General features: G+C 33.8%; 17 protein-coding genes. 15 read left to right on the top strand and 2 right to left on the bottom strand.

Annotation, left to right across the window (positions count from 1 at the left end; translation table 11 throughout):
• Positions 1–95 precede the first annotated feature (95 nt).
• The 13 genes from Q0E86_RS06175 (at position 96) to Q0E86_RS06115 (ending at position 13817) form a co-directional block, all read left to right on the top strand.
• Positions 96–2846: a PRD domain-containing protein gene (locus Q0E86_RS06175; RefSeq protein WP_295755373.1), complete on the top strand. Its 2751-nt coding sequence runs from the start codon at positions 96–98 to the stop codon at positions 2844–2846.
• Positions 2833–3669 carry a sugar phosphate isomerase/epimerase gene (locus tag Q0E86_RS06170; RefSeq protein ID WP_295755372.1) on the top strand — a complete coding sequence of 279 codons (837 nt, stop codon included), beginning with the start codon at positions 2833–2835 and terminating at the stop codon, positions 3667–3669. Before Q0E86_RS06175 ends, Q0E86_RS06170 begins: the two co-directional genes overlap by 14 nt.
• Positions 3669–4079 carry a PTS sugar transporter subunit IIA gene (locus Q0E86_RS06165; RefSeq protein WP_295755370.1) on the top strand — a complete coding sequence of 137 codons (411 nt, stop codon included), beginning with the start codon at positions 3669–3671 and terminating at the stop codon, positions 4077–4079. Before Q0E86_RS06170 ends, Q0E86_RS06165 begins: the two co-directional genes overlap by 1 nt.
• Positions 4080–4090: 11 nt before the next feature.
• Positions 4091–4561 carry a PTS sugar transporter subunit IIB gene (locus Q0E86_RS06160; RefSeq protein WP_288000708.1) on the top strand — a complete coding sequence of 157 codons (471 nt, stop codon included), beginning with the start codon at positions 4091–4093 and terminating at the stop codon, positions 4559–4561.
• A gap of 29 nt (positions 4562–4590) precedes the next feature.
• Positions 4591–5364 (top strand): PTS sugar transporter subunit IIC, encoded by a 774-nt coding sequence (locus Q0E86_RS06155; RefSeq protein ID WP_295755421.1) that lies wholly within the window; start codon positions 4591–4593, stop codon positions 5362–5364.
• Positions 5351–6172, top strand: a complete 822-nt coding sequence (locus tag Q0E86_RS06150; protein ID WP_295755367.1) for a PTS system mannose/fructose/sorbose family transporter subunit IID — start codon at positions 5351–5353, stop codon at positions 6170–6172. The genes Q0E86_RS06155 and Q0E86_RS06150 overlap by 14 nt, the downstream gene beginning before the upstream one ends.
• 26 nt (positions 6173–6198) lie before the next feature.
• Complete coding sequence (locus Q0E86_RS06145; RefSeq protein ID WP_295755365.1) at positions 6199–7197, top strand: SIS domain-containing protein; 999 nt, start codon at positions 6199–6201, stop codon at positions 7195–7197.
• 89 nt (positions 7198–7286) lie between these two features.
• Positions 7287–7865 carry a peptidylprolyl isomerase gene (locus Q0E86_RS06140; protein ID WP_367117383.1) on the top strand — a complete coding sequence of 193 codons (579 nt, stop codon included), beginning with the start codon at positions 7287–7289 and terminating at the stop codon, positions 7863–7865.
• Positions 7866–7947: 82 nt separating this feature from the next.
• A complete protein-coding gene (locus Q0E86_RS06135; RefSeq protein ID WP_295755363.1) occupies positions 7948–9612 on the top strand; it encodes an ABC transporter ATP-binding protein/permease in 1665 nt (554 codons plus the stop codon).
• A gap of 1 nt (position 9613) precedes the next feature.
• On the top strand, positions 9614–11239 hold the full coding sequence (locus Q0E86_RS06130) for an amino acid ABC transporter ATP-binding/permease protein (protein ID WP_295755361.1): 1626 nt from the start codon (positions 9614–9616) through the stop codon (positions 11237–11239).
• A complete protein-coding gene (locus tag Q0E86_RS06125; protein WP_295755359.1) occupies positions 11239–11544 on the top strand; it encodes a nitrous oxide-stimulated promoter family protein in 306 nt (101 codons plus the stop codon). The genes Q0E86_RS06130 and Q0E86_RS06125 overlap by 1 nt, the downstream gene beginning before the upstream one ends.
• A gap of 106 nt (positions 11545–11650) precedes the next feature.
• Positions 11651–12946, top strand: coding sequence for an ATP-binding protein (locus tag Q0E86_RS06120; protein WP_295755358.1), 1296 nt, complete (start codon positions 11651–11653; stop codon positions 12944–12946).
• 13 nt (positions 12947–12959) lie between these two features.
• Positions 12960–13817, top strand: a complete 858-nt coding sequence (locus tag Q0E86_RS06115; protein WP_295755356.1) for a YitT family protein — start codon at positions 12960–12962, stop codon at positions 13815–13817.
• A 360-nt stretch (positions 13818–14177) separates the two neighbouring features.
• Here Q0E86_RS06115 and Q0E86_RS06110 read toward each other — a convergent pair whose 3' ends face one another.
• Together Q0E86_RS06110 and Q0E86_RS06105 are read right to left on the bottom strand one after the other, a co-directional pair.
• Positions 14178–15086 (bottom strand): FAD-dependent oxidoreductase, encoded by a 909-nt coding sequence (locus Q0E86_RS06110; RefSeq protein ID WP_295755354.1) that lies wholly within the window; start codon positions 15084–15086, stop codon positions 14178–14180.
• A gap of 39 nt (positions 15087–15125) precedes the next feature.
• The gene (locus tag Q0E86_RS06105) at positions 15126–17624 is read right to left on the bottom strand and encodes a translation factor GTPase family protein (protein ID WP_295755352.1); all 2499 of its coding nucleotides are present in this window, start codon (positions 17622–17624) and stop codon (positions 15126–15128) included.
• Positions 17625–17690: 66 nt separating this feature from the next.
• Between Q0E86_RS06105 and Q0E86_RS06100 the strand changes: the two genes are divergently transcribed.
• Both Q0E86_RS06100 and Q0E86_RS06095 read left to right on the top strand, forming a co-directional pair.
• The gene (locus tag Q0E86_RS06100) at positions 17691–18308 is read left to right on the top strand and encodes a flavodoxin family protein (protein WP_295755351.1); all 618 of its coding nucleotides are present in this window, start codon (positions 17691–17693) and stop codon (positions 18306–18308) included.
• A gap of 11 nt (positions 18309–18319) precedes the next feature.
• The gene (locus tag Q0E86_RS06095) at positions 18320–18910 is read left to right on the top strand and encodes a hypothetical protein (RefSeq protein ID WP_295755349.1); all 591 of its coding nucleotides are present in this window, start codon (positions 18320–18322) and stop codon (positions 18908–18910) included.
• Positions 18911–18982 lie beyond the last annotated feature (72 nt).

The raw sequence follows: 18982 nt of genomic DNA, 5'->3' as shown, positions 1-18982 counted from the left end.
AGAATAGTGTCTTTTTTATTTGGAACTACAGACTAGAAATTGATTTCTTAATAAAATGATATCGTCAACAGGCGATATTTGTTAGGAGGTGTAAAATGAATCAGTTAACGTCAAAACAACAGATTTATAACTATCTTCAAAAAATGTCGCAGCATTTTCAATTAGATCGTTTTTCAAATTTCACAACAATAACAATTAGTAAAGAGTTAAATATTTCGCGTTCTTTAACTTCTCAATATTTAAATGAGTTAGTAAAAGACGATTTGGTTGTGAAAATAAGTTCAAGACCTGTTTATTATTTGTCAAAGAATGCACTAGAACAAATTTATCATGTTGTTCTAAAACAAAATGAATATATTTCAATTCATGAATTAATGCAGGAATTAAAATATAGTTCTCCAGATTTGAAAGATTTCCAAAAATCAGTAGGGTATGATGGCAGCTTAAGTTATCCAATCTCTCAGATAAAATCTGCATTATTATATCCAGATGGACTTCCAATTATTCTATATGGAGAGCGTGGAACAGGAAAGATGTTTTTGGTAAACTGCATGAAAGAGTTCTGCCAGAATCATTTGAATGAAAAAGGTCATATTGTTTTAGATGTAAAAAAAGTTTCTTTACATGAAGAGCGAACAGCTCAAATGGAGGACTTGTTTGGATATGAACATAATGGTGAAGTAAAGAAGGGAATCTTGGAAAATTCAGATGGGAAATTGTTGTGTATACAAGATGCACAATATTTGTCGGATCAAGCTCAAGAAAAAATTGCAGATTTCCTTCGTTATGGATACTTTTGTCGAGAGGGTAATGAATATGTTCGTGTTCAGTCAAAAGTGCGACTTGTTCTTTGTATCGAGAATGAACCAAGAATTTCATTGAATGAAAACTTGTTGATCAATATACCAGTGATTTGTCATATTCCTAGTTTACAAGAACGTAGTGAAGATGAGCGTACACGCTTGGTTGTTCATTTTTTTCAAGAGGAGCAGGAGCGTTTAAAAAGAAAAATATTGATTTCAGAGAAGTTGTGTAATTTCTTAGTTAATTATCAATTTCAAGGAAATATAAGTGATCTTCAAAAATCTATCAAGGCTATTTGTGCCAATGCGTTTAGTGAAACTATTCATGAGGAAGAAATGGAAGTGAGAATTTATCATTTACCAATACATCTTCTTGAACAGATGAGTGTAGATAAATATGAAAAAGAGGAAGCTACATTTGTGCGTATCGATTCATTTGAAAAACATGAATTAGGTGAAAAGATGATTCAAATGTGGGAACAGCTTTTGAATGCATATGTGGATTTGAAAAACAAAGTGAATTCACAAGCTCGCTTTTTGGAGATTGGTCAAGATGCAGTCCGTCATTATTATGATGTTTTAGTGTTTGAACAGTCATATCATGATGCTCGTATTGATGCGATGAATAGTTTAGTGATGGATGTGTTGAATATAGTTAAGAATGCGAAAAACATCATTCTTCCAGTAAATTGTGCGTATGTATTAACGCGTATGATTATTTCAACAGGAAGAAATACTTCTTTGTTGAATCAATGGGAATCCAATTATTCAAAGGATATTCAAGAGTGTTTACAGACAATGTCGGACATGATGATGAATGAGTCGATTATTGCTGATCAGATTATTAAGCAAATAAAAACGGCTACAAACGTTAGTTTGTCGAATATGAATAAGATCTTCTTGATGTTGAATATTCGTATGTACAACCAAGAACTTCAAGGTCAAGATACAATGGGAATTATTTTGAGTCATGGATATTCAACAGCTTCTTCCATTGCGGATGCAGCAAACTCATTGTTGAATCATTATATTTTTGAAGCGATCGACATGCCTTTAGATACGCCAGTGGAAGAAATCACTAAGAAGTTGAATGAGTATATCGACAATAACATGCATTTAAAGAACATTATCTTATTAGTAGATATGGGATCTTTAGAAGAGATTGGAGATGTAATCAGTGACACGATGAATGTGGGTGTAATCAATAACATCTCTACTTCTTTAGCATTAAATGTTGGAATGAAAATGGTTCAGCATCACGATTTAGAGACAATTCTAAGTGAGTCGTGTGAAGAAAATCAGTGTCATTACAAAATATTATCTGTCGCAAAGAAGGAGAAGGCGATTGTCATCACAAATGATGTGAGCGTTTCAGTAAGTGAAAAGTTGTCTCATTTGTTGAAGAATAGTCTTCCTAAAAAGGTTGATATTAAGTTTATAGAATATGATTATGATTGTTTACAGAAAAATAAGCATGATGATCCATTATTTGAAAAATATGACGTTGTTTTAATGGTAAAACCGTTGGGCTTGAAATTAAAAGGTGTTCGAAGTGTATCTTTAGAAGATATTATGAATTTTAAAGATATTGATATTTTGAATTCAATCTTTAAACCATATTTAGAGGAAGATGAAATTGAAGAATTCAATCAAAATTTATTAAAGAATTTCTCAATTCAATCTGTCATGGAAAATCTAACAATCTTAAATCCACAGAAATTATTGGATTTTGTTAGTGAATCCGTACAAAACTTACAGTTGGTTATGCAGAAGAAATTTCAAAGTCGCACAATCATTGGTATTTATATCCATATTTGTTTCCTTGTTGAACGTTTGGTGACAAAGACAGCGATTGAAATATATGAGAATTTAGATGATTTTGCGAATAACCATAGTGATTTTATTCAGCAGGTGAATCAAAGTTTTGATTCCATGTTGAAAAATTATCATGTAAAGATGCCAATTTCTGAAATTGCATACTTATATGAATATATAGCTGATGATGAAGATGAAAGAAAGGTAGCGAGCGATGACGAATTTTAAAGATCGATTATGTGGAATGAATAGTCATTATAGATTTTATTCTTTTGAACGTTTTTTTAAGGAAATGAATCGTTTAGGTATTAAGAACGTAGAGATTTGGACGGGTCCTATGCATTTCTATGTGGACTACAACAAAAATCAGAGTGTAGAACAGCTTAAGGAATACGCAAAAAAATATGATGTAAAAATCATTGGTATTTGTCCAGAACAAACAAATCCAAAGCCAAACAATGTGGCAAGTCCAACACGTCAAGAAGATGTATATGCATATTATTGTCGAATGGTGGATATCGCAAAAGAAGTCAATGCCCAACATATATTGATCACAACAGGCTGGGCTTATTATGATGAGTCGAAAGAAGAGGCTTGGAATCGTTCAGTAAAAATGATGCGCAAGGTTTGTGATTATGCGATGGCTAACGATATTTTGGTGGCAATCGAAGCTTTACAACCAGATGAATCAGTTCTTGCAAATAGTGTGGAACAATTAAAGACATATTTGGATGCAGTCAATCATCCACAGTTAAAGGTATGTATTGATTTTGGTGCTATGGCACGCGTCAATAATACGATTCAAGATTATTTTGATGCGTTTGGAAAAGATGTGATCCATACACACTTTGTGGATGGAAAGCCAACGGGTCACTTGGCATGGTCAGATGGAACAAGAGATCTAAAACAAGATCTTCTTGATTTAGAGGCCAATGGATACCATGGATATCTGTCACTGGAAACAGCGACTTCTAGATATTATGAAAAGCCTTGGGTTGCAGAACAGACAACTTTAAAAGCTTTAGAAAATTTAGGAAAGGAGGAGAAGTAATGAGACACTTTATTTTGGCAAGTCATGGGACATTCTCACGCGGCATTTACAACTCTGTTCAAATTATTTTGGGAGAACAGCCAAACACACATATAATTACAGCCTATGTTGAAGAAGGACAAGATGTAAATGATTTGATTGAAGAATCACTAAAAGACATTCCAGATACAGATTCAGTCATTGTATGTACAGATGTATTTGGTGGTAGCGTAAATAATGAATGGATGAAGCGTTTAAGTCGTCCAAATACACATTTAATTACAGGTATGAATCTTGGATTATTGATGAATGTATTTATGCGTCAAGATGATGATATTGAAAACATGATTCGCCAAAGTGTACAAGAAGCCAAAGATGGCTTGATTTATTGTAACGATCTTCTTTCAACCGACAATGAAGAAGAATTTTAGGAGGAGAAAAAATGATTAAGTTATGTCGTGTAGATCATCGACTACTACATGGTCAGGTAGCATTCTCTTGGACAAATGCAGTACAAGCAGACTGTATCTTGGTTGCGAGCGATGCGGTAGTAAATGATGAAATGTGGAAAACAACTTTGAAATTAGGTAAACCAGCAGGTGTTAAGTTGGTTATCAAAGACATTGAAAATGCTGTAAAAGCATTAAATAGTGGTGTTACAGATAAGTACAAATTACTAATCGTAGTTCAAACAATTCACGATGCATATCGATTAGTACAAGAAGTTCCAGCCATTAAGAGTATTAACTTAGGTGGAGCAAAAAAACAAGACGGATATCGGCAAATTAGCAAAGCTATATTTGTAGGCCCTCAAGATGAAGAGGATATAAAAGCAATGTTGGATAAAGGCGTTGAAGTAGAAATCCGACAATTGGCCAGCGAAAGTAGCGTGCCGGTACAAAGCGTTCTTTAATAACATAGCAAGGAGGAGAGCAAAATATGTTGTTACAAGCAATCTTGATTGGTTTGGTTGCAGCACTTGGTGTTTTAGGGGATCAAATGGGTTCTCTTTATATCAACCGTCCAATCATCTTAGCTCCATTAGTAGGGCTAATAGTTGGTAATTTGGAGCAATCCATCGTAATTGGTGCAAGCCTAGAATTATTCTTTATGGGGGCAGTTAGTGTTGGTGCCTATATACCGCCTGATACAATCGTTGGTGGTGTTTTGGCTACAGCATTTGCCTTATCGACTGGTAGAGGAATTGAAACAGCTGTAACTTTGGCGATGCCTATCGCATTAGTTTCTCAAGCAATTGGTAACTTATGTAATGTATTTAACTCAATCATCTTACGTTGGACAGATGATTATGCAGCAAAAGGAAATTATAATGGTGTAGTATTTACGCACTGGTTAATTGGTATGATCACAGTAGTACGTCGTTTCTTATTAGTATTATTTGCTTACTATTTAGGTGGCGATGCAGTTGGCAATTTGATCAATGCAATTCCAGAATTCGTTACTAGTGGTATGGCGGCAGCTGCCGGATTATTACCTGCATTAGGTTTCGCAATGTTGATGCGTATGACAATTAATAAACAAAATATTCCTTATTACTTCTTAGGATTTATTCTATCTGCTTATATGGGCGTTCCAGTATTAGGTGTAGCAATGATCGGTGTTATCTTAGTATTGGTAAAATATAACTTCTTAGATAAACAAGCAGTAACAGAAACAGAAGCTGTACAGGGGGTGTCTGACGATGATGACTTCTAAGATTACTAAAAAAGATATTACAGATTTAGCATTTAACCAAGGTTCTCTAGGAATGGAATTCTCATGGAACTATGAACGTCAGATGCACATTGCCTTTGCGATGATGATGAATCACAACTTGAAAAAGATTTATGAAGGTGATGAAGAAGGATATCGTGATGCATTAGTAAGACACGTTGAATTCTTTAACATTACTCCACAGTTGGCTCCATTTGTTGGTGGTGTAGTTACTTCAATGGAAGAAATGAAGGCTAGAGGCGAAGTTGATGGAGAAGCAATTGCTAGTATCAAAACTGCATTAATGGGTCCATTATCAGGTATTGGTGACTCAATCTTTGTTGGATGTTTACGTGTTATCGCTGTTGGTATCGGTATTTCTTTAGCACAAGCTGGAAATATCATGGGACCAATCTTATATTTCTTACTTTATAACATTCCATGTTTCATCGTGCGTTACTTCGGTGCTCACTTTGGATACAATTTAGGTTTCAACTACTTACAAAAGATGCAAGAAAATGGAATGATGGACAAATTGTTATCTGCTGCAAGTATCCTTGGAGTTATGGTAGTTGGTTGTATGTCTAAAGATATGGTTTGGACAACATTAAATGTTGAATTATCTAGAATTGGTGATGAAGTTACAACACTTCAATCAATTTTAGACGGAATTATGCCAGGATTAATTGGTTTAGGTGGTACTTGGTTGTATTACTTCTTATTGAAAAAGAAAGTCAATCCAGTAATTTTAATTTTCGGAACAATGATCATTGGCGTAATCGGTGCTTATTTTGGCGTATTAGCAGGTTAATTCATTAGATGAGGAGGAACAATAAAATGATTAATTTTAATGAACAAGCAAAAATCGACAGCGTGAATGGCGCATTGGCTCTTCGCCCTCAAATCAACGAAATCGTTGATGAAATTTGTGAACGTGGATATTCAAATATCTGCTGGTTAGGTGTTGGTGGTACTTGGGCAAGTGCTATGCAGGCAACTGTACACATGAAAGAAATGTCAGCTATTGAAACTTGGGCAGAAAATGCAGCTGAATATTTAACTACAGGAAACAAACGTATTACTAAAGATACAGTAGTTATCATTTCTTCTGTAACTGGAAATACTAAAGAAGTTGTTGACGCAATCAAAAAAATCAAAGCAGAAGTTGGCGCTACAGTTATTTCATTCGTTGATGCTAAAGAAGCTATCTTATTAGACTTAGCAGACTACAAGATTTCTTATCCAATTAACGAACAATTAAAATTCTTCATGGTTGCTGACCGTTTCATGTTCAACAATGGTGAATTCGAAGACTACGAAGATATGTATGCAGAATTCGACAAATACTTAGCACAAGATTTAGTAGAAGTTGAAAAGCAAGCTGAACCATTCGCAATTGAATTTGCTAAAAAACACTGGAATGATGAAATGCACTATTTCGTAGGTGCTGGTAACCAATGGGGAGCTACTTACTCATACGCAATGTGCTACTGGGAAGAACAATTATGGTTAAAAACTAAATCAATCACATCTAATGAATTCTTCCACGGTATGTTCGAAATCGTAACTAAAGAAACTCCAGTTACAATTTATATTGGTGAAGATGCTCAACGTCCATTATCTGAACGTGTTGCTAACTTCATTCCGAGAATTTGTGCAAACTACACAATTATCGATTCTAAAGATTACGAATTAAAGGGTATTAGCGAAAAATATCGTAAACACTTGTCTCACCATGTAATGCACGCTGTAAACAACAGAATTGACGTTCACATGGAAATCGAAACTCGTCACCCAATGGAAATTCGTCGTTACTACAGAAGATTAGAATACTAAGATCTAATTAGGATGTTTTACCTGTCTTTTGATGGGGAACATCCTTTTTTTCTTTGACTTGTCCTGTTAAAATAAGGAGGAGGTGGAAAATGATGAAAAGACTATTAACGATTCTATGTTCGTTTGTTCTATGTATATCTTTATTTGGGTGTCAAAAAGAGACAAAGAATTATATCGCTAAAATTGAAGTAAAGGATTATGGAACAATTACACTAAAGTTGGATGGTAAAACAGCTCCTATTACGGTACAGAACTTTGTAGATTTAGCTGAATCAGGATTCTATGATGGATTGACATTCCATCGCATTATTAAAGGATTTATGATTCAGGGAGGAGATCCTAATGCGAATGGTACAGGTGGATCGGATAAGACAATCAAGGGTGAATTTAAGGATAATGGTGTAAAGAATAATATCAAGCATAAGCGTGGTGTTATTTCTATGGCAAGAAGTTCAGATTATGATTCGGCAAGTTCACAATTCTTTATTATGCAAGAAGATAATGATTCATTAGATGGACAATATGCAGCTTTTGGACATGTTACTAAGGGAATGAAGATCGTAGATCAAATTTGTGAGGATGCTGATCCCATGGATGATAATGGTACAATTGCTGAAAGTAAGCAGCCTGTCATAAAAACAATTAAGGTATCTGAAATTAACGACTAGAGAAATCTAGTTGTTTTTTTGGGTTTGACATTTATTGTTAGTTATTGTAAACTCGATTTGTTTCAACTAACTGAGGTGGATTATGATCAATAAAAAATTATTATTTTCGGTAAAAGAAAGTATTCCTTATATTCAAAAGAATGTGTTGTATCAATGGATTGGATTGATTTGTAACGTATGTTCTACGGCATGTTTATGCTTAATTATCACAAAACATAGAAATATTTTATGTATTGGAATTATCTTTATATGTTTAATACTTCGCTATATTGTAAATCAAAAGGCAATTGAGATGTCGTATCAATCCAGTCATATTGTAAAGGAAACGCTTCGTTCGCGTTTGTATGAGAAGTTATCTAAAATTGGAATTGGATATACAAATAAATGGAGTACGGCAGAAATTGTACAATTATCTAGTGAAGGTATTGAACAATTAGAAACCTATTTTGCCAATTATATTCCGCAATTCTTTTATTCTTTAATTGCACCAATTACTTTATTTATTGTCATTTCTTTTATGAATTTTAAAGCTGCTTTGGTTTTACTTATATGTGTCCCTTTGATTCCTATGTCGATTGTGTTTGTACAAAAATTTGCGAAAAAACTATTAAATCGATACTGGGGGCAATATACAAAGTTGGGGGATAGTTTTCTAGAAAATCTTCAAGGACTAACGACGCTCAAGATTTATGAGGCGGATGGTCATTATCACGAAAAGATGAATGTGGAAAGTGAAAACTTTCGTAAGATTACAATGCGGGTTTTGACAATGCAGCTAAATTCGATAACAGTCATGGATCTAGTTGCCTATGGAGGAAGTGCATTGGGAATTGTTTTTGCGTTAACAAGCACAACGGATTTATTTCAAACATTATTTATTATTTTAATTTCAGCAGAATTTTTTATTCCTATGCGCCAATTGGGGTCTTATTTTCATATTGCGATGAATGGTATGGCCGCAAGTGATAAATTGTTTGGAATATTAGAAATGGAAACAGATGAGAAACAAGAAGTAGATTTAAAGGATTGTTCTATATCTGCATCCAATCTTTGTTTTGGATATACCGATAAAGAAGTCTTGCACGATATTTGTTTTGAAGCCAACAAAGGATTAATAGGCTTTGTTGGTGAGAGTGGTAGTGGAAAAAGTACGATTGCTTCTTTATTGATGGGACAATATACAAATTATAGTGGTGAACTAAAATTATCAAATTATGAAATCAAAGATATTGATATCTATCCATATATGACTTTAGTTTCTTTAGAAAGCTACTTATTTAGTGGAAGTCTTAGAGATAATTTAGCTATGGCTAAAAAAGTATCAGAACAAGAAATGAATATGGCTTTAGAAAAAGTAGGTATCCTTGATTTTGTGAAAGAACAAGGTGGACTTAACATGCGTATTTTAGAGGGTGGCAAAAACTTATCAGGAGGACAAAGACAACGTTTAGTTTTGGCCAGGGCCTTATTGAAGGATTCACCAATTTATATTATGGATGAAGCTACGAGCAATATTGATGTAGAGAGTGAAAATAAAATTATGGAAGTTTTATATGAGTTATCAAAAGAGAAACTTGTGCTTTGTATCTCGCATCGTTTGGCAAATCTAATTCATGCAGATCAAATCTATTGTTTGAAAGATGGAAATATTGTGGAGAGTGGAAGTCATGAAGAACTGATCCAACAAAAGGGTGTGTATTGTGAGTTGTTTAATACACAAAAAGAATTAGAAAGATATGGTGCCTAATATGAGTACAATTCAAATATTTTCACGTTTAATTCAGCTTGTATTTCCTTTAACAGGATTTATGATTTGTGCCATTTTTATGGATGTGGCAGGCTTTTTATGCGCTATTTTTATTCCTGTACTTTCAAGTATGGCATTAGTAAACAACTCTTTATTTAGCTTTAACACGATTGTGATCTTGTTGTTTGTATGTGCAGTATTGAGAGGAATCTTACGCTATGCAGAACAGGCATGTAATCATTATATTGCCTTTAAATTGTTGGCTCGAATTCGGAATCAAGTATTTGGTGCATTAAGAAGGTTGTGTCCTGCAAAGCTAGAAGTAAAAGATAAAGGAAGCTTAATTTCTTTGATTACTTCTGATATTGAATTGTTAGAAGTGTTCTATGCACATACCATTTCACCAATTTGTATTGCGTTTGTTACAAGCTTAGTTTGTGTGATGATTCAAATACAGTTTGGATGGATCTATGGACTATATTCACTTTTCGCTTATGTTGTAGTGGGCGTTGCTTTGCCGATTTATATTTCAAAAAAATCAAGACATATTGGGATAGAATATCGAAAAGAAGCTGGCAATTTAAATAATTATGTATTAGAGAGCATGCGTGGCTTAAAGGAAAGTATGCAGTATATGGATACAAATCGTCGCTTGTCGGGTTTAAATCATCAAACGGCTTTATTGGCAAATCGCGAAAAGGACTTAAAACATTTTCAGGCAAAGACAATTTCATTAACGAATCTATGTGTTGTCTTATTATCTTTAGGCTTATGTCTGATTCATGTATCTTTGAATAGTTCAATTCAATCCACGATTGTATCAAGTGTTCTACAAGTTTCTTCTTTTGGTCCTGTCATCGCGTTGGCCAATTTAGGTTCAACACTATCGCAGACAATTGGGGCTGGACAAAGAGTTATATCACTTTTGGATGAAACACCTGTGGTTGAAGAGGTAGTAAATGGTAATGAAGCTAAATTTAATAATTTAGATATTTTAGATGTAGATTTTGCGTATGACGAAGAACAAATCTTGAAAGATATGAATTTGAATATTCAAGAAGATGAAGTGATTGGAATTCAAGGAAAGAGTGGCAGTGGTAAGAGTACTTTATTAAAATTGTTGATGCGTTTTTGGAATGTTTCAAAAGGAAAAATCTTAGTGGATAGGATTGATATTAAGGGTTTAAATACTTCCAATTTAAGAAAGAATGAAGGGTATGTTACACAGGAAACGATTCTTTTCCATGATACGATTGAGAATAATTTAAAAGTAGCTAAACAAGATGCGACAGTAGAAGAAATTGAAGTGGCTTGTAAGAAGGCGAATATTCATGAGTATATTCAGTCTTTGCCAAATGGCTATAAGACAATGGTAGAAGAGTTAGGTAGTTCTTTATCGGGTGGAGAAAGGCAAAGAATAGGTCTTGCACGTATGTTTTTACATGATTCAAAACTTGTTTTATTGGATGAGCCTACGAGTAACTTGGATAGTTTGAATGAGGGGGCTATCTTAAAATCAATCTATGAAGAAAGGAAAGATAAAACCATTGTTTTTGTTTCACATCGTGAATCGACTTTATCGTATTGTGATCGTGTAATTCATATGGAATCTGAAAGAGTCAGCTAATGGATAAGCGAGAAAAAGAAATGCGTACAGTGTATGAAATGATACATTTGTATTGTAGAAAGAAGCATAAAGAAAAAGAATTGTGTGAAAAATGTTTAGCTTTGTATGAATACGCAAAGATGCGTATTGAAAAGTGTCCGTTTATGGAAACGAAAACGTTTTGTTCACAATGTAAGGTACATTGTTACAAGAAGGATCAAAGAGAACAGATACGTAATGTGATGCGCTTTTCTGGACCTAGAATGTTGTTGTATCATCCTGTCATGGCAATTCGTCATTTGTACTATCAAACCACAGATAAATAAGAAAAATATGCATATTGATCGAAAATAACTTCGAAAAATATGCATAAAGGCAAAAAATAACCTCGAAAAATATGCAAAAATGATATAATAGAGCTAGGAGGTATCTATGTTAAGAAGAAAGTTTTATGATACGTTATTGAAGTGGTCAAAAGAAAAAAATCAAGAATGTCTATTGGTTCGTGGCGCAAGGCAAATTGGTAAGACATATATTATTGATTATTTTGGAAAGAATAATTATAAGAGTTATATCTACATAAATTTCATTGAGAATCCACAATTAAAGACTATATTCGAAAACTCATTATCGGCAGAAGAGATTTTTTCGAGAATGACATTGGTGATGCCTCATATACGATTTATTGAAGGGGATACATTGATTTTCTTGGATGAAATTCAAGAATGCCCGAATGCGCGTACGGCATTGAAATTCTTGGCGTTAGATAATAGATATGATGTAGTCGCAAGTGGATCTTTATTAGGCATTAGCTATAAGGAAGTAACGAGTATACCTGTTGGCTATGAGTTGTCGGTTACAATGTATGGCTTAGATTTTGAAGAATTTTTGTGGGCAAAAGGATATAGTGAAAATACGTTGGAGATATTAAAAAAATATTATGATTCAAAAGAAAGAATTCCTGAGGAAATACATAATCAATTCATGCGATTGATTCGTGAATACATTGTCGTAGGTGGAATGCCTGCTGTTGTACAAACATATTTAGATTCAAATCATTTTGGACAAGTACAAAAAGTTCAGGAACAAATTATTTCAAGCTATATGGATGATATTTCAAAATATGCTTCATCATCTGAAAAACCAAAGGTAAAGAATTGTTACATGTCGGTTACGAAGCAACTCGCAAAAGAGAATAAAAAATTTCAATTTTCGGTTGTGGAATCTAAGGCTACCGCAAGAAAATATGAAAATAGTATTGAGTGGTTAAGAGATGCTGGGCTTGTATGGCTTTGTAAAAATGTATCTGCTTGTCAATTTCCTTTAGTTGGATATGAAAATGATAAATTCTACAAGATGTATTTAACAGATTTAGGCTTGTTGGTCGCAATGTATGGTTTTGAAATGAAACAGGCTATATTGGATGATACTTTAACGGGTCCAGTAAAGGGTGGTATATATGAAAATCTAATAGCGGATATTTTAATGAAAAGCCATCATTCGCTTCACTACTACCAAAATAAGAATTTAGGAATAGAATTTTTGGTTGAACAAAACGCAAAAGTAATTCCAGTCGAAGTAAAGGCAGGAAATAATCGTTCGCAATCAATGGATCAATTGTTGAAGGATGCAAATATTCCTTATGGATACAAATTTGTGAACGGAAATTGTGGAATGAATGGTAAAAAAATAACTCTTCCATTATACTTAGCTATGTATGTAGATTAGGTTGGGGTAAAAAATGAGAGAAAATGTTGAAAAGTATATTGAGTTGGTTGTAGGAAGTATCTTACTTTCTTTAGGGATTTATTTGTTTGTAACACCTAATGGAATTAACTTTGGTGGTGCCATTGGTATTGCACAGATCATTGAGTATTTTATTGTGAAGATGGTGCCAAATCTTGGCCATATGAATTTGGTGGGTATCATCAACTTTATGATCAATATTCCTTTATTTATTATGGGATTTAAAATCATGAATAAAGAGTTTTGTATCAAGACTGTTCTTAGTTTAGTGGTACAAACAATAACTCTATCAATTTTGCCAAAACAATCTTTTGTGATTATGCCAGACATGCTTTCAAATTGTATTTTTGGAGCTTTGATGTGTGGTATTGGAGTAGGACTTGCCTTACAGAGTAGTGGATGTTGTGGAGGTATGGATATTGCCGGCGTTTGTTTATCGAAGACAAAGCCAGGCTTTTCTGTAGGTAAGCTATCGATTATTATTAATTCAATCTTATTTACAATTTGTGCCTTTATTTTTGATTTACAAACATCACTCTATTCCATTATCTTTGTGGCAATTCTTTACTTTATTAGTGATCGCATCCACTATCAAAATATCAACATGACTGTATTGATTTTCACAAAGAAAGAAAATATGAAGAATGTGATCATGGAAAGAACAGGTCGTGGAGTAACATACTGGATGGGTAAGGGCGCTTATACAGATACAGAACAGTATATTTTATTCTGTGCTGTTAATAAGTATGAGATTCGTAACTTCAAAAAAATTGTCAATGAAATTGATCCAAAAGCTTTTGTGACAATTAGCGAGGATCAGGAAATTGATGGTGGATTTGAAAAGCGTTTATGATATAATAGACATGCAAAAAGGAACATACAAATATGTTTCTGGGAATAGTTGTAGTAAAAACTACCTACAAACTTTGGAAGAGTTGGCGTAGGTAGTTTTTATATTGTTTATTCATTTTCGTTTGATTAATTCAACCAAAAGCTGAATCACAAAGCCAATTAGAGTCGTATAGATGCCTAATACAGATACAATTAGGACTAACGATTCGTAATTGTTCACGACTACCACCAGAGGTTCTTATACGCGCCCTGGGATTGTCATTAAAATGCAATGATAAATCCATTCCCAGAAGTAGACATATGCTTGCTGCTTGTAAAGGTTCAATATGAAAAAAACATTAAAACACAAAAAAAGGAACGATTATTTCGCTCCTATGATTTCTTTGGCAATCTTTTTACCTTCCATTACAGCACTACCAATTGTTTTTGGTCCCGTAAAGGCATCTCCAATAATGAATACATTATCTAAAGTCGATGCGTGTGTTTCTGTTGTTTTTAAATCATTATTTAATGGTGTAAAATCTACTTTTTGACCAATCGCCATCGCAACTAGATCGCAATCCATTGTAAATAATGAGTCTTTTACTTCATGGCAGCTAGCTCTTCCAGATTCATCCATCTCTCCAAGTTCCATTTTCGCAACTTGAACACCACAAACATTTCCATTTTCATCTTTTAAAATGTCTTTTATGTTGTTTAAGAAGGCAATCTTGACACCTTCTTTTTCACAAGCTTTGATTTCTGCAGGGCTTGCAGGCATTTCCTGTAAAGATCTACGATATACGATCGTTACATCATCAATAATACGAACTAAAGATCTTGCACAATCCATCGCTACGTTTCCTCCACCCCAAACAATGGCCTTTTTATATTTTTTAAAGTATTCTTGTTTGTGGTTGATATTTAAATCATAAAGTAATGTTAATCCGGCAACGACACCATTACCTGTTTCAAAACCAAACGTATTTTCGATTTGAGCTCCGATGGCTACAACTACATAATCATAGTCTGCTTGTAGTTCTTTAAACATAGTTTGATCTACAAAAGTATTAAAATGGAATTTAACACCCGCTTCAACTAGTCCGTTATATGCTTTTTCTAAGAATGCTTTTGGCATACGATATCCAGGAATACCTGTGTAAATGGCTCCACCAATTTCAGCTTCCTTATCGAAAATATCGATTTGATACTCATTTTCTGCTTTAACAAGCTCTTGAGCTAATGTATAGCCAGCAGGACCGGCTCCAATAATGGCAATCTTTCTTGTCATAATTAAATTCCTCCATCTTTTTCGCTATTATATCATAAACTATTTCTTTAAGTATGAAAGTGCACGTTTATTTACGTTTTTTACGGCAATCTCAAGTTCGCGAGCTGAGATTCTTTTTGCGCCGTTAGCAAGAATCGCATTTTGTATCAAACCATCACTTGTTGCAACCGATAATTCATATTTCTTCTTTAAATCATGTACAGCCTTTTCAATATAACTATCTGCTGTCTGATTGTATTTTGTATAAATAATATCTAGATTTCCTTGGTTAAAATGAGAACCCGCATTATTTTTTACGCGATAACCATCAAATACTAAAATTACTTTGATTCGTTTGTAGCCTTGATAGTTTGAGATTCGATTGATCAATTCATCGCGAGCCGATTCAATATTGACTTTGGCAATATCTTTTAAATCTTGCCAATCATAAATCATGTTGTATCCATCAATCATTAAGCATTCTGGCTTTTTATCTTCAATATGGATCTGATTTAAATTTAAATCTACTTTTGCCTTTTTCTTGATTGGTTTTTCGGCTTTTTTATTGTTTCCACCAAGCGCATTAAATACTTTCTTTAACTCCTCTTCGTGAACTGTATGTTTTACATAAGAAGCATAGGAAGTAGAGCTAGCCTCCTTGATTTGAATATGCATATGTTCTTTGACTTCATCCCAAGACACAAAATATCCAGCTCCATGTTCACAGAAAATAGATCCGGTTGGATTGCTTAAGTCGGATTCACTGTCATAATTAAATTCTTCGATGACTTTATCTTGATCAAAACACTCGTGATAGTCTTCTAATTCACAAATAAATTGTCCTTTACCTTTTGTATACGCAATGACATCTTTTTGATAATCCATCAATTCGCGTACAGGCCCATTTCCTTGGATATGCACAAGATTGTTCATATCTTCCTCAATTTTAAAAGTACAATGTTTATTTTCTAAATCAAACAATGCCTTTGAAACATATTGATTTTCAATAATCAATTCAAAACTATAATATGGTTCTAGTACTATAGAATCAGCTTCTTTTAAACCTTGTCTTACAGCACGATAGGTGGCTTGTCGAAAATCTCCACCTTCTGTATGTTTTAGATGGGCTTTACCGGCCACTAAAGTGATCTTCATATCTGTAATAGGTGATCCAGTTAAAACGCCTTTATGTTGTCTTTCTTTTAAATGCGTTAAGATTAGGTTTTGCCAATTTAAAGCCAAATCATCATTTGAACAATTTGATTCAAATACAAGGCCTTTACCTCTAGGTAGTGGTTCAAGTTTTAAATGGACTTCGGCATAGTGTCTTAAAGGCTCAAAATGCCCAACACCAATTACACTATTTTGAATGGTTTCTTTAAATAAAACTTTTCCTGTTGTAAAACCAACCTTCACTTTAGATCGTTTCTCTATTTCCTTTTGAAGAATCTCCATTTGAATGGATCCCATCAATCTTAAGAAAATTTGTTTCGTTTGTTCATCATATTCGATTTGAAGTTGTGGATCTTCTTGAGCTAATACGCTACAATAGCGCATCATAGTAAGCGCATCTACACCTTCTGGAAGTAATAATTGATAGTTCATATAGGCATTTAATAGTGGCTTTGTCGTGTCAGACTCGAAACCTAAGCCTTGGCCTACTTCATAGTTGTTTAATCCTTTTAGAGCACAAATCATGCCAGGGTAGGCAGTTTGAACCATTTCGAATTGTTTTCCATTATACAAACGAATTTGATCCACTTTTTCATCTGCACCAATTTTATCTTTGGCATTTAATACACCACCCGTAATCTTTACATGGGTTAAGCGATTGCCTTGATCATCACTTGATATTTTATATATGCGAGCACCAAATTCTTGTGGATATTCTTTAATAAATGATAAATCAGTAATCGCATCCATTAGATTTTCAATGCCTTGAACCTTTAAGGCGGAGCCAAAGAATACGGGGAAGCATTCTCTTTTAAAGATGGCTTGTTGAAGAAGAGAAGAATCGATTTCTTCCGTTTCTAGATAGTGATTCATAATATCTTCATTCAACATGGACAATTCGTCTTCTACATCTTCTGATTTAAAATCAATGCAGTTGGATGAGAAATGTGTTTTTAAATCATTCATGAGCTCTTCTTTTGTCTTATAACTAATATCCATCTTATTGACAAAAATCAATGTTGGAATGTTGTAGTGTTTTAAACATTTCCAAATCGTAGAAGTGTGAGATTGAATGCCATCTTGCCCATTAATCAAAAGAATGGCTAAATCCAATACTTGAAGACTTCTTTCCATTTCACTTGAAAAATCAACATGGCCTGGTGTATCAATCAAATAGATTTCACTATCTTTCCAATGAAAATGAGCTTCTTTTGAATAAATTGTGATACCTCTTTCTCGTTCTTGATTATCATAATCTAGATAAGCATCTTGATGATCAACACGACCTAATTTTCGAATTGTTTTTGATGTATAAAGCATGCTTTCGATGCACGTAGTTTTTCCCGCATCGACATGTGCTAATATTCCAGTTACTATATGTTTCATAAGAACTATTCTATCATGTTGACGCAAATGATAAAATAGAGTTAGGTTTTTTCGGAGGAAAAAAGAATGAAAGTCTTAATGTTGAATGGAAGTCCACATCCTAGTGGAGTGAATGATTTGGCTTTACGTGAAATGGAAGCTGTATTTAAAGAAAATGGAATTGAAACAGAAATTATACAAGTTGGAAATGTAGCTGTTCGAGGATGTATGGCATGTGGTGCATGTGTGAATTTAGGTAAATGTGTATATGATGATATTGTCAATGAAATAGCACCAAAATTTGAACAGGCTGATGGACTTGTTGTATCTAGCCCTGTTTATTATGCCAGTGCCAATGCGACATTAGTTGTGGTGTTAGATCGTTTGTTCTATAGCACTCGCTTTGATAAGACAATGAAGGTTGGTGCAAGCGTTGTATCTTGTCGAAGAGGAGGGGCTAGTGCTACTTTTGATGAATTAAATAAATATTTTACGATTAGTGGTATGCCAATTGTATCGAGTCAATATTGGAATTCGATTCATGGAAATAATGCGCTTGAAGCCAATCAAGATGAAGAGGGTAAACAAACAATGCGTGCTTTAGCTCGTAATATGACATTTTTAATGAGAAGTATTGCCTTAGGTAAAGAGGCGTATGGTTTGCCTGAAAAAGAAGTAAGAAAGGGTACGAATTTTATTCGTTAAAAGGTGATGGTATGGTGAATTTAAGACATCCAGATAATATATTTTATGATCGTGAAGGGGATTTATTCGTAATCACAACTGATCTAGATGGAAGGCAAGAAGTGGTTTGTAAGACCAATCTAGAGTGTGTGAGTGATGTGATTGCCCGTTTATTAGATATCAATTTTAAAAAGGTTTGTGACAGTGAGAATCGTTTAAGTATGTTAGGCGATTTGGAACAATTTGCGTGTGTATACGCGTTAAAATTAATGACATATAAAACAGTAAAAGGCTTGTATTTAGAGTTTCCTACTTTAGCTAAGTATCAAGGTACAGCTCTAATTAGTCCACATACAGTGATTGATAATCGTAATGATGGTTATAATAATAAATATCATTTAATGTTAGTGAATGTCATTTATACATCTTTGATTCATGCGACAGTTAAATATGCGGGTTCAAATATGGAAGCTGAGCATATGAAAGATGTATTTGAAACGGTTTTACCAGATGATAAAGGATTGATTGAAACTTTGAATGATTTCTATGATGGAGCTATCAATGAAGCGGATTTAACGGATATTATCAAGAATATTCAAAAGGACAATGCGGCAATGGCTTAAAAATTGTTTTCATCGACCGATTTATAAAAAATGGGCGAGTACAAATAATTTAAACATCTCTATGTTTAACAT

The organism is uncultured Holdemanella sp., assembly GCF_934754935.1.
GTDB lineage: Bacteria > Bacillota_I > Bacilli_A > Erysipelotrichales > Erysipelotrichaceae > Holdemanella.
This window is presented reverse-complemented; position numbering and strand designations above follow the sequence as displayed.

Coding starts and splice junctions, on each gene's coding strand:
- Q0E86_RS06175 (WP_295755373.1), top strand. CDS start 96: ATGAATCAGTTAACGTCAAAACAACAGATTTATAACTATCTTCAAAAA.
- Q0E86_RS06170 (WP_295755372.1), top strand. CDS start 2,833: ATGACGAATTTTAAAGATCGATTATGTGGAATGAATAGTCATTATAGA.
- Q0E86_RS06165 (WP_295755370.1), top strand. CDS start 3,669: ATGAGACACTTTATTTTGGCAAGTCATGGGACATTCTCACGCGGCATT.
- Q0E86_RS06160 (WP_288000708.1), top strand. CDS start 4,091: ATGATTAAGTTATGTCGTGTAGATCATCGACTACTACATGGTCAGGTA.
- Q0E86_RS06150 (WP_295755367.1), top strand. CDS start 5,351: ATGATGACTTCTAAGATTACTAAAAAAGATATTACAGATTTAGCATTT.
- Q0E86_RS06145 (WP_295755365.1), top strand. CDS start 6,199: ATGATTAATTTTAATGAACAAGCAAAAATCGACAGCGTGAATGGCGCA.
- Q0E86_RS06140 (WP_367117383.1), top strand. CDS start 7,287: ATGATGAAAAGACTATTAACGATTCTATGTTCGTTTGTTCTATGTATA.
- Q0E86_RS06135 (WP_295755363.1), top strand. CDS start 7,948: ATGATCAATAAAAAATTATTATTTTCGGTAAAAGAAAGTATTCCTTAT.
- Q0E86_RS06130 (WP_295755361.1), top strand. CDS start 9,614: ATGAGTACAATTCAAATATTTTCACGTTTAATTCAGCTTGTATTTCCT.
- Q0E86_RS06125 (WP_295755359.1), top strand. CDS start 11,239: ATGGATAAGCGAGAAAAAGAAATGCGTACAGTGTATGAAATGATACAT.
- Q0E86_RS06120 (WP_295755358.1), top strand. CDS start 11,651: ATGTTAAGAAGAAAGTTTTATGATACGTTATTGAAGTGGTCAAAAGAA.
- Q0E86_RS06115 (WP_295755356.1), top strand. CDS start 12,960: ATGAGAGAAAATGTTGAAAAGTATATTGAGTTGGTTGTAGGAAGTATC.
- Q0E86_RS06110 (WP_295755354.1), bottom strand. CDS start 15,086: ATGACAAGAAAGATTGCCATTATTGGAGCCGGTCCTGCTGGCTATACA.
- Q0E86_RS06105 (WP_295755352.1), bottom strand. CDS start 17,624: ATGAAACATATAGTAACTGGAATATTAGCACATGTCGATGCGGGAAAA.
- Q0E86_RS06100 (WP_295755351.1), top strand. CDS start 17,691: ATGAAAGTCTTAATGTTGAATGGAAGTCCACATCCTAGTGGAGTGAAT.
- Q0E86_RS06095 (WP_295755349.1), top strand. CDS start 18,320: ATGGTGAATTTAAGACATCCAGATAATATATTTTATGATCGTGAAGGG.